General features: G+C 76.6%; 1 protein-coding gene. It reads left to right on the top strand.

Going from position 1 to position 11,481, the window contains the following annotated elements; all coding sequences use genetic code 11:
- The first annotated feature begins 4 nt into the window (after window positions 1-4).
- The gene (locus tag GSY65_RS33520) at window positions 5-11,395 is read left to right on the top strand and encodes a type I polyketide synthase (RefSeq protein WP_236579675.1); all 11,391 of its coding nucleotides are present in this window, start codon (window positions 5-7) and stop codon (window positions 11,393-11,395) included.
- Window positions 11,396-11,481 lie beyond the last annotated feature (86 nt).

Below are 11,481 nucleotides of genomic sequence, written 5' to 3'. Positions count from 1 at the left end.
GCACATGGCGGAAGCGGAAGCGGAGAAGCTGGTCGAGTACCTCAAGCGGGTCACGGCCGAACTCCACGAGACCCGCGGGCGGTTGCGCGAGGTCGAGGACAGCGCGCGCGAACCGCTCGCGATCATCGGGGTCGGCTGCCGCCTGCCCGGCGGAGCCGACGCGCCGCAGCGGCTGTGGGAGCTGGTGGCCGGCGGCCACGACGCGATCGGGCAGGTCCCCGCCGACCGCGGCTGGGACGTGGCCTACCCGGGCGGCTTCCTGCCGGACGTGGCGGGCTTCGACGCCGCCTTCTTCGGCATCTCGCCACGCGAGGCCGCGGCCATGGACCCGCAGCAGCGGCTGCTCCTGGAGACCGCCTGGGAGGCGTTCGAACGCGCCGGGATCGCCCCGCGCTCGCCCGCGTCCCGGCGTACGGGCGTCTTCGCGGGACTGGTCTCCCAGGAGTACGGGCCGCGGCTGGACGAGGCGGCCGACGACACCGGCGGCCATGTCCTCACCGGCACCACCGCGAGCGTCGCCTCCGGCCGCATCGCCTACACCTTCGACTTCGACGGGCCCGCGGTCACCGTCGACACCGCCTGCTCGTCGTCGCTGGTCGCGCTGCACCTGGCCGCCCAGGCCCTGCGGCGCGGCGACTGCGACCTGGCCCTCGCGGGCGGCGTGTGCGTGCTGCCCACCCCGGGCACCTTCCTCAGCTTCGAACGCCAGGGCGGCCTCGCCGCGGACGGCCGCTGCAAGGCGTTCGGCGCGGGCGCCGACGGCACCGGCTGGTCGGAGGGCGCCGTCCTCCTCCTGGTGGAGCGGCTCTCCGACGCCCGCCGCCACGGGCACCCGGTCCTCGCGGTCGTCCGGGGCACGGCGGTCAACCAGGACGGCGCCTCCAACGGCCTCAGCGCGCCCAGCGGACCCGCGCAGGAACGCGTCATCCGGGCCGCCCTCGCCGACGCCGGACTGACCCCCGCCGACATCGACGCCGTGGAGGCCCACGGCACCGGCACCCGCCTCGGCGACCCCATCGAGGCGGAGGCGCTGCTCGCCGTCTACGGCCGGGACCGCCCCGCGGACCGGCCGCTGTGGCTGGGGTCCCTCAAGTCCAACATCGGCCACACCCAGGCCGCCGCGGGCGCCGCCGGTGTCGTGAAGATGCTGCTGGCGATGCGGCACGGGACCCTGCCGCCGACCCTGCACGCGTCGGAACCCACCCCCGAGGTCGACTGGTCCGACGGCACCGTACGGCTGCTGACGGAGAGCCGGCCGTGGCCGGAGTCGGGCCGGCCCCGCCGGGCCGGGGTCTCCTCGTTCGGCATCAGCGGCACCAACGCCCACGTCATCCTCGAACAGGCCCCCGACGACGGGGAGGCGGCCACCGCGCCGGAGCCGGCCGGGCCCGCCCCGTTCGCCGTACCGCCCCTGCTGCCCTGGCCGCTCACCGCGCGGTCCCGCGCCGCGCTGCGGGACCGGGCCCGCACCCTGCGCCGGCACCTGGAGGACACCACCGACGCGTCCGCCGCCGACGTCGCCTGGACGCTGGCGACGACCCGCGCCCCCCTGGAGCACCGCGCGGTCGCCCTCGCCCCGGACCGCGACGGACTGCTCGGCCTGCTCGCCGGGGCCGCCGACGACACCGCCCCGCACGGGCTCGTGCACGGCCACCACCCGGCCCCCGGACCGGCCCGCACCGTGTTCGTCTTCCCCGGCCAGGGCTCCCAGTGGGCGGGCATGGCGGTGGACCTGCTCGACGCCTCACCGGTGTTCGCGCGCCGCATGGCCGCGTGCGAGGCCGCCCTCGCCCCGTACACCGACCTGCGGCTCACCGAGGTGCTGCGCGCCCCCGACGTCGCCGACCTGCTGACCCGTGTGGACGTCGTCCAGCCCGTGCTGTGGGCGACCATGGTGTCCCTCGCCGAGCTGTGGGCCTCCTGCGGGGTGCGGCCCGACGCGGTCCTGGGGCACTCCCAGGGGGAGATCGCCGCCGCGGTCGTCGCCGGCGCGCTCAGCCTCGACGACGGCGCCCGCGTCGTCGCCCTGCGCGCCCGCGTTCTCCTCGAACTGACCGGCGGCGGCATGCTCTCCGTCGCCGAACCCGCCGACGCCGTACGCGCCCGCCTCGCCCCCTGGGCCGGCCGCCTCGACATCGGGGTCGTCAACGGCCCCGCGACGGTGGTCGTCACCGGCGACGCGACCGCCCTGGACGAACTGGCGGCCCACTGCGCCCGCGACGGCGTCCGCGCCCGCCGCGTCAACGTCGACTACGCCTCCCACTCCCCGCAGGTCGCCGCCCTCGAGGACCGGATCACCGGCCTCCTCGCCCCCGTGCGCCCGCACCCCGCCCGTACCGCCTACTACTCCTCCCTCGCCGGCGGCCGACTGGACACCACCGGCCTCGACGCCGGCTACTGGTACCGCAGTCTGCGCCACACCGTCCGGTTCGAGGAGGCCACCCGCGCCGCGCTCGACGACGGCCACACCCTGTTCGTCGAGATCAGCCCGCACCCGGTGCTCGTCGCGGCCGTCCAGGACACCGCGGAGGCCGCCGAGGCCGCCGCCACGGTGACCGGCACCCTGCGCCGGGGGCCCGGCGGCCGGCCCGAACGGTTCGTGGAGGCACTCGCGGAGGCGTTCGCGCACGGCGCCCCCGTCGACTGGACGGCGCTGCTCGCCGGCACCGGAGCCCGCCGCGTCGACCTGCCGACGTACCCCTTCCAGCGCGCCCGGCACTGGCTGGACCGCCCCGCCCCGGCCGCCGCGGACGATCCCGCGACGACCGCCCTGTGGGAGGCCGTGACCCGGGACGACACACCGGCGGTGGCCCGGCAGCTCGGCGTCCGGCCCGACGACTCCCTCGCCGGCACCGTGCGCGCGCTCGCCGCCTGGCGGGCGGCGGCCCGCGGCTCCGCCGCCGCCGACCGCTTCCGCTACCGCGTCACCTGGAAGCCCGTCCCCGCACCGGAGGACGCCCGGCCCACCGGCGACTGGGTGCTCCTCGTGCCCGGCCGCACCCCGACGGCCGACTGGGTGGCGGACGCCCTGCTCGCCCACGGCGCCGACCGCGTCGACCGGATCACGGTCACCACGGCCACCGGACGCGACGAACTCGCCGCACTGCTGCGCCGCCACGCCTCCGCGGCCGGTGTCGTCTCCCTGCTCGCCACCGACGTGCGGCCCCACCCCGACCAGCCCGGAGTGCCCGTGGGCACCGCCACCACCCTGACGGCCGTCCAGGCCCTGCTGGACGCGGGCGGCACGGGCCCGCTGTGGTGCCTGACGCGGGGTGCGGTCGCCACGGGGGCCGACGGGACGGCCCGCGCCCTGTCGACGGCCTTCCCCGGCGCAACGACGACCGGTGTCGGCGCGCCGACCTCCACGGGCGGCACGGTCCCCGTCGCCGGGACGGTCCCCGTCGATGGGAGTGCCCGCGCCGACGGGACGACTTCCGCGGGCGGCAGCGCGACCCACGTCGGCGGGACGATCCCCGTCGACGGAACCACCTCCGACGGCGGGACGACCCCTGCCGACGGAACTGCTCGCGGAGACGGGACGCCTCCCGTCGGCGGGACGATCCCCGCCGACGGGCCGGCCCTCGACGTCAGTCCCGAACAGGCCCAGGTCTGGGGGCTGGGCCGGGTCGTCGGGCTGGAGACCCCCGGTGTGTGGGGCGGCCTCCTCGACCTGCCCGACCGGCTCGACGACACAACGGCTTCCGCTCTCGCCGCCGTCCTCGCCGCCCCCGGCGACGAACAGGAGTGGGCGCTGCGCGCCTCGGGCCCCCGGGTCCGCCGCCTCCTGCGCGCCCCGCGCCCCGCCGCACCCGCCCCCCGCAAGCGGCCCCGCGGCACCGTCCTGATCACCGGCGGCACGGGTGCCCTCGGAGGGCACGTCGCCCGGCGGCTCGCCCGCGACGGCGCGGACCACCTCGTCCTGACCGGCCGTCGAGGCGCCGACGCGCCCGGCGCCGCCGACCTCGCCGAGGAACTGCGCGCCCTCGGCGCCCGGGTGACCCTCGCGGCCTGCGACGTCGCGGACCGGGACGCCCTGGCCGCCGTCCTCGACGCGATCCCCGCCGACCACCCCCTCACCGCCGTCGTCCACGCCGCCGGCGTCAGCTCCCTCGACCGGCTCGACACCCTCACCCCCGCCGATCTCGCCGCGGCGGCCGCCGCGAAGGTGACCGGGGCCCGCCACCTGGACGCGCTCCTCGACGGCCGCGAACTCGACGCCTTCGTACTGTTCTCCTCCGGCGCGGCCGTCTGGGGCGGCGCCCGCCAGGCCGCCTACGCCGCCGCCAACGCCCATCTCGACGCCCTCGCCGCCCGCCGCCGCGCCCGCGGCCTCACCGCCACCTGTGTGTCCTGGGGCAGTTGGGCCGGCGGCGGCATGGTCGACGCCCGCACCCAGCGCGTGTTCGAGCGGATCGGCGTACGGGCCATGGACCCGGACACCGCCGTCAGCGCGCTCCTCGACGCCGTCGCCCATGACGAGACCGCGCTGACGGTCACCGACATGGACTGGCGGGCCTTCGCCACCGGGTACCGCCTCTCCCGCCACCGCACCCTCCTCGACGACCTCCCCGAGGCGGCGCCCAGCGCCGGCGAAGCGGCCCCGGACCAGCAGCCGTCGGCCGCGACCTCCCTGGTGGAGGCCCTCTCGGGCCTCACCGACCGCGAACGCGACCGCCGCCTGCTGGACCTCGTCCGCTCCTCGGCCGCGGCCGCCCTCGGCCACACCGACGCGGCCGAGGTCGCCGCCGACGCCCCCTTCCGCGACCTCGGCCTCGACTCCGTCACCGCCGTGGACCTGCGCAACCGGCTCACCGCCGCCACCGGACTCCGGCTGCCGGGCACCCTGGCCTTCGACCACCCGACCCCCGCCGCGGTGGCCGCCGAACTGCGCGCCCTGCTGACGTCCCGCCCCGCCACGGCACCGGTACCGGCACCGGTTTCCTCCCGCGCCGCAGCAACGGCCGACGACCCCGTGGCCGTCGTCGCCATGGCCTGCCGGCTGCCCGGCGGCGTCGCCTCGCCGGAGGACCTGTGGCGGCTGGTCGCCGAGGGCCGCGACGGCGTCACACCCTTCCCCACCGACCGCGGCTGGCACCCCACCGCTCCCGACGACGACCGCGCCCTCCCCACCGAGGGCGGCTTCCTCCACGACCTCGCCGGCTTCGACGCCGCGTTCTTCGGCATCTCGCCGCGCGAGGCCCTGGCGACGGACCCGCAGCAGCGGCTCCTGCTGGAGACGTCCTGGGAGGCCCTGGAACGCGCCGGCATCGACCCCCTCTCGCTGCGCGGCAGCCGCACCGGGGTCTTCGTCGGAGCGGGCCACTTCGACTACGCCACCCTGGCCCTCACCACCGAGGAGGGCAGGGACTACGCCATCACCGGCTCCGCGGGCAGCGTCCTCTCCGGCCGCGTCGCCTACACCCTGGGCCTGGAGGGCCCGGCCGTCACCGTGGACACGGCCTGCTCGTCCTCCCTCGTCGCCCTCCACAACGCCGTCCGGGCCCTGCGTGACGACGAGTGCGGCCTCGCCCTCGTCGGCGGCGCCGCCGTGATGGCCACCACCGCCGCGTTCGAGGCATTCGCCCGACAGGGCGGCCTCGCCGCCGACGGTCGCTGCAAGGCGTTCGCGGACGGCGCCGACGGCACCGGCTGGGGCGAGGGCGTGGGTGTGCTGGTGGTGGAGCGGTTGTCGGACGCGCGCCGCAACGGTCATCCGGTGCTGGCGGTGGTGCGGGGTTCGGCGGTGAACCAGGACGGTGCGTCGAACGGTCTGACGGCGCCGAACGGTCCGTCCCAACAGCGGGTCATTCTGGACGCGTTGGCGAACGCGGGTGTGTCTCCGGCCGATGTGGACGCGGTGGAGGCGCATGGGACGGGGACGCGGTTGGGTGACCCGATCGAGGCGCAGGCGTTGCTCGCGACGTACGGTCAGGGTCGTGAACGGCCGTTGTATCTGGGGTCGTTGAAGTCGAACATCGGTCATGCCCAGGCGGCGGCCGGTGTGGCGGGTGTCATCAAGACGGTGCTGGCGCTGCGGCACGGGACGTTGCCGCGCACCCTCCACGTGGACGCACCGTCACGGCACGTCGACTGGTCGGCCGGCGCGGTGGAACTGCTCACGGAGAACCGGCCCTGGCCCGAGACGGGACGCCCGCGCCGGGCGGGTGTGTCCGCGTTCGGAGTGAGCGGGACCAACGCCCACCTGATCCTCGAACAGGGCGACGACCCGACGGAGCCCGGCACGGACACCGCCCGCCCGCTGCCCGTCGTCCCCGTGCTGCTCTCGGCTCGCGGGGCGGCAGCTCTCCAGGCACAGGCAGCCCGTCTGCGCGACCACCTGGACGGAGACGGAACCCCGCCCGACCTCCACGACACCGGCCTCACCCTGGCCGCGCACCGTGCCGCGCTCGACCACCGCGCCGCCGTCGCGGTCACCGACAGGGAGTCCCTCCGCGCCGCGCTCGACGCGCTGGCCGAGGACCGCCCCCACCCCTCGCTCGTGCGGGGGAGGGCCGCCGGAAGCGGTCTGGCGGTGGTGTTCTCGGGTCAGGGTGCGCAGCGGGTGGGGATGGGGCGTGGGCTGTATGAGGCGTTCCCGGTGTTCGCCGCTGCTTTCGACGAGGTGTGTGCGGCGTTCGAGGGGTTGTTGCCGGGTTCGTTGAAGGAGGTGGTGTTCGGGGGGCCTGCGGAGGTGTTGGAGTCGACGGGGTGGGCTCAGCCCGGGTTGTTCGCGGTGGGGGTGGCGCAGTTCCGGTTGTTGGAGTCGTGGGGTGTGCGGGCGGATGTGGTGCTCGGGCATTCGCTGGGGGAGTTGGTGGCGGCTCATGTGGCGGGGGTGTGGTCGCTGTCGGATGCGTGTCGGGTGGTGGCGGCGCGTGGGCGGTTGATGCAGGGGTTGCCGTCGGGTGGTGCGATGTGGGCGGTGCAGGCGGAGGAGGCGGAGGTCGCCGGCCTTCCTGAGGGGGTGTCGGTGGCTGCGGTGAACGGGCCGTCGTCGCTGGTGTTGTCCGGTGCCGAGGAGGCTGTGCGTGGGGTGGCCGACGGGTTCGCCGCCCGGGGTCGGCGGGTGAAGCGGCTGGCGGTCAGCCATGCGTTCCATTCGGTGTTGATGGAGCCGATGCTGGCTGACTTCGCCGGGGTGCTGGCCGGGGTGGAGTTCCGTGTGCCGTCGGTGCCGGTGGTCTCGAACGTGACCGGTGAGGTGGCGGGGGAGGAGCTGCGGACCCCGGGGTACTGGGTCCGGCATGTGCGGGAGACGGTCCGGTTCGCCGACGGGATACGTGCGGTGCGTGCCCAGGATGTGGGTACGGTGCTGGAGGTCGGTCCGGACGGTTCGCTGGTCTCCCTGGTCCAGGAGACCGTGCCCGATCTGCGCGCGCTTCCCGCTCTGCGCAAGGGACGGGACGAGGCGGCGGCGTGGGTGTCCGCGGTGGCGGAAGCACATGTGCACGGGGTGGCCGTCGACTGGCGGGCGGTGTTCGCGGGTACGGGCGCGCGGCGGGTGGAGCTGCCGACGTACGCCTTCCAGCACCGCCGTTACTGGCCCGACGACGCCGGGTTCGCTTCGACGGGTGCGCTTCGGGCCGCGGGGCTCGGCACGGCCGACCATCCGCTGCTGCGCAGCTGGCTCGTGCAGGCCTCGGGTGAGGGGGTCATCGCCACCGGGAGGATCTCGTCCGCCGCGCAGCCCTGGATCGCGGACCACACGGTGCTGGGCACGGTCCTGCTGCCCGGCACGGCCTACGTGGACATGGCGTGCTGGGCGGGGCAGCGGCTCGGCTGCCCGGAGCTGTCCGAGCTGACCCTCGCCACCCCCCTGGCGCTCACCGGGCAGGAGGCGGTCGATCTCCAACTCGTCGTGGGCGCACCGGACCCGGACGGTCGCCGCACGGTCGCCTTCCACTCCCGGCCCGCGTCCCCCGACACCGACGCGGACGGCGACCAGGTCTGGGTGCGGCACGCCGAGGGAACCCTCTCGCCCGCCGCCGCTCCCACCGCCGACGTCACCCTGTCCTGGCCCCCGGAGTCGGCCGTGCCGGTCCCGCTGGACGGCTTCTACCCCGCGCTGATCGACGCCGGCTTCGACTACGGGCCCGCCTTCCGAGGGCTGCGCACCGTACTGCGGTCCCCTGACGGCGCGCTGTACGCCGAGGCCGAACTGGACGGGGAGGACCGGGAACGCAGCGCACGGTTCGCCGTCCACCCCGCTCTCCTCGACGCGGCCCTGCACGCGCTCGGCGTGGACCTGCCGCCCGGTGCCCCGGCCCGGCTGCCGTTCACCTGGAGCGGCGTACGGGTCCACGCCACCGGCGCCGACGCCCTGCGGGTGCGGGTGACCCGGGGATCCGACGGGGCCGTGAGCCTGACGGCGGTGGACGTCGACGGTGCCCCGGTGGTCACCGTCGAGAACCTGGTGCTGCGCGAGGCGGACGCCGCACGGCTGCCGGGTGGCGCCGCCCCGGACCGGGACGCCCTGTTCCGGGTCGAGTGGACCCCGCTGCCCGTGCCCGTGGACGTGGCCCCCGTCGATCCCGTGCCGCTGCCGGTGACCGGTGAGGGCGCCGTCGACTTCGAGCGCCTGGAAGGTCTGCCCGACGCCGTGGTGGCGCACTGCCCGTCCGGTGACGTCGACGCCGTGACGGCCCGGATGCTGCGGCTGGTGCAGGAGTGGCTGGGCGCCGAGCGGTACGCGTCCGTCCCCCTCGTCGTGGTCACCCGGCGGGCCGCCACCGTCCCGGAGCCGGGTCTGCCGGCGGGTACCGCCGGGACCGGCGAGACGCTGGACGACACCCTCGCCCACGCCGCCGTGGCCGGACTGGTGCGCGCCGCCCAGGCCGAACACCCCAGCCGCCTGGTGCTCGTGGACATCGACGGCATCGACACCGTCGACGGCACCCCGGCCCCCGGTGCCGACCGCGCCGGCCGACCGGTGGCCTCCGCGGGCGACGCGGACACCTCGGGGACGCACGGGCTCCCGCTCGCGCGGCTCCTGGCGTCCGGCGAGCCCGACCTCGCGGTCCGCGCCGGACGCCTCCTCGGGCGCCGTCTCGTCCGGGCCGAGGCCGGCGCGCCCCTGGAAACGCCCGCCGGGCCCTGGCGGTTGGACACGGTCCGCCGTGGCTCGATCGACGGGCTGGAGCCGGTGGCCCACCCCGACGCCGAACGGGAGCTCGCGCCGGGCGAGGTACGCGTCGCCGTCCGGGCCGCCGGGGTGAACTTCCGGGACACGATGATCGCCCTCGACATGTACCCCGGAGCGGCCGACCTGGGCATCGAGGGCGCCGGAGTGGTGCTGGAAACCGGCCCGGCCGTCACCGGGTTCGCTCCCGGCGACCGGGTGGCGGGCATGCTGGACGCCGCGTTCGCCCCGGTCGCGGTCACCGACCACCGGCTGCTCGCCCGCGTACCCGAGGCCTGGACGTCCGCGCAGGCCGCGGCGGCGCCCGTGGCGTATCTGACCGCCTGGTACGGACTGTGCGACCTCGGCGCCGTGGGCCCCGGCAGCCGGGTGCTCGTGCACGCGGGGGCCGGCGGCGTGGGATCCGCCGCCGTCCGGCTCGCCCGCCACCTGGGCGCCGAGGTGTACGCGACGGCCTCCCGGCCCAAGTGGGGGGCGCTGCGCGCGGCGGGACTGGACGCGGAGCACATCGCGGACTCCCGCGACACCGGATTCCGCGAGCGGTTCCTCGCGCGCACCGACGGCGCCGGCATGGACGTCGTCCTCAACTGCCTGGCCGGGGAGTTCACCGACGCCTCCCTCGCACTGCTGCCGCGCGGAGGCCGGTTCGTCGACATCGGGAAGACCGATCCGCGCGACCCCGGGCGGGTCGCCGCCGACCACCCCGGCGTCCGCTACCGCGCCTTCGACCTCGGTGACGCGGGCCCCGACCGCATCCAGGAGATGCTCACCGAACTGTCCGCGCTGTTCGCCGACGGTGTGCTCACCGCGCCGCCCGTGACCACCTGGGACGTCCGCCGCGCCCCCGAGGCGTTCCGGGCAGTCGCCCAGGCCCGGATCGTCGGCAAGGCGGTGCTGACCTTCGCCGCCGGGCACTCCGCCGGGGGCACGGTCCTCGTCACCGGCGGCACCGGCACCCTGGGCGCACACGTGGCCCGTCACCTGGCCGTCCGGCACGGAGTGCGGCGCCTCGTGCTGACCTCGCGCTCGGGAGCCTCCGCACCCGGCGCGGCAGCCCTGCGGGACGAACTCGCCGCCGCCGGCGCCGAGACGGACATCGCCGCCTGCGACGTGGGCGACCGTGCGGACGTCACGGCGCTGCTGGACCGGCTCGCCGCCGAAGGACACGTCCTGACCGGTGTCGTGCACTGCGCCGGGACCGTGGACGACGGCGTCCTCACCTCCCTCACCCCGGACCGCGTCGGACGGGTCCTGCACGCCAAGGCGCACGGAGCCCGCCATCTGCACGACCTGACCCGGGACCTGGACCTGTCGTTCCTCGTCCTGTTCTCCTCCGCGTCCGCCACGTTCGGCGCCGCCGGACAGGCCAACTACTGCGCCGCGAACGCCTGCCTCGACGCCCTCGCCGAACGGCGCGCCGCCGAGGGCCTGCCGGGTGTCTCCATCGCGTGGGGCCTGTGGGAGGAGGCCAGCGGGATGACCGCCGCGCTGGACGCGCGGGACCGGGAACGGCTGCGCCGCACCGGCACCGCCGCCCTGCCCACCGAACGGGCGCTCGCCCTGTTCGACGCCGCCCTCACCGGCACCGCCCCGGTCGTGACGGCCGCCCCGCTCGACCTCGCCCGGCTGCGGACCGAGCACCGGGACCGGCCCGCCCCGGCCCTGCTGTCCGAGCTGCTCGGCACGGTGCCGCGCCGGGCGGCCGTACGCCGCCCCGACGCGCCCGCCGCGGACCTCGCGACCCTGCTCGCCGCGCTGCCCGAGGAGGAGCGGCCCGCCCGTGTCCTCGCCCTCGTGCTGGACAGCACCGCGCAGGTCCTCGGGCACGCCCGCCCCGACGAGGTCGACCCCGACCAGGCATTCAAGGACCAGGGGTTCGACTCCCTCACCGGCGTCGAACTGCGCAACCTGCTGCGGACCGCCACCGGCCTGGACATGCCCGCGACGCTCGTGTTCGACCACCCCGCCCCGACCGCCCTCGCCGAGCACCTGCTGCGCCGGCTGGTGCCCGCCGGGCCGAGCCCGCGGGAACGGCTGCGCGGCGACCTCGACCGGCTGGAGACCACCACGGAGGGCCTCGCCGCCGACGACCCGGCCCACGCCGAGGTCACCGAGCGGCTCCGCCGCATCCTGCACCGCCTCGAAGCGCCGACCGGCACCCCGGACGGTGACGCGGACGGCGACGCCGCCCTCCGCTCGGCCACTGCCGACGAGGTGCTCGCCTTCATCGACAGCGAGTTCGGCGACCTCACCTGACCCGCTCCGCCGACCCCGACCCGACTGCTCCCCGACCCCGACCCGACCGCCGCTGCGGGCCCCACCGGCTCGCGCCCGCGGACCCC

It is taken from the genome of Streptomyces sp. HM190 (assembly GCF_009857135.1).
GTDB lineage: Bacteria > Actinomycetota > Actinomycetes > Streptomycetales > Streptomycetaceae > Streptomyces > Streptomyces heilongjiangensis.
Note: the sequence above shows the minus strand (reverse complement) of the source record. Positions and strands in the feature narration are given on the sequence as shown.

Excerpts from the sequence above, each read along its gene's own strand:
- GSY65_RS33520 (WP_236579675.1), top strand. The coding sequence starts at position 5 with ATGGCGGAAGCGGAAGCGGAGAAGCTGGTCGAGTACCTCAAGCGGGTC.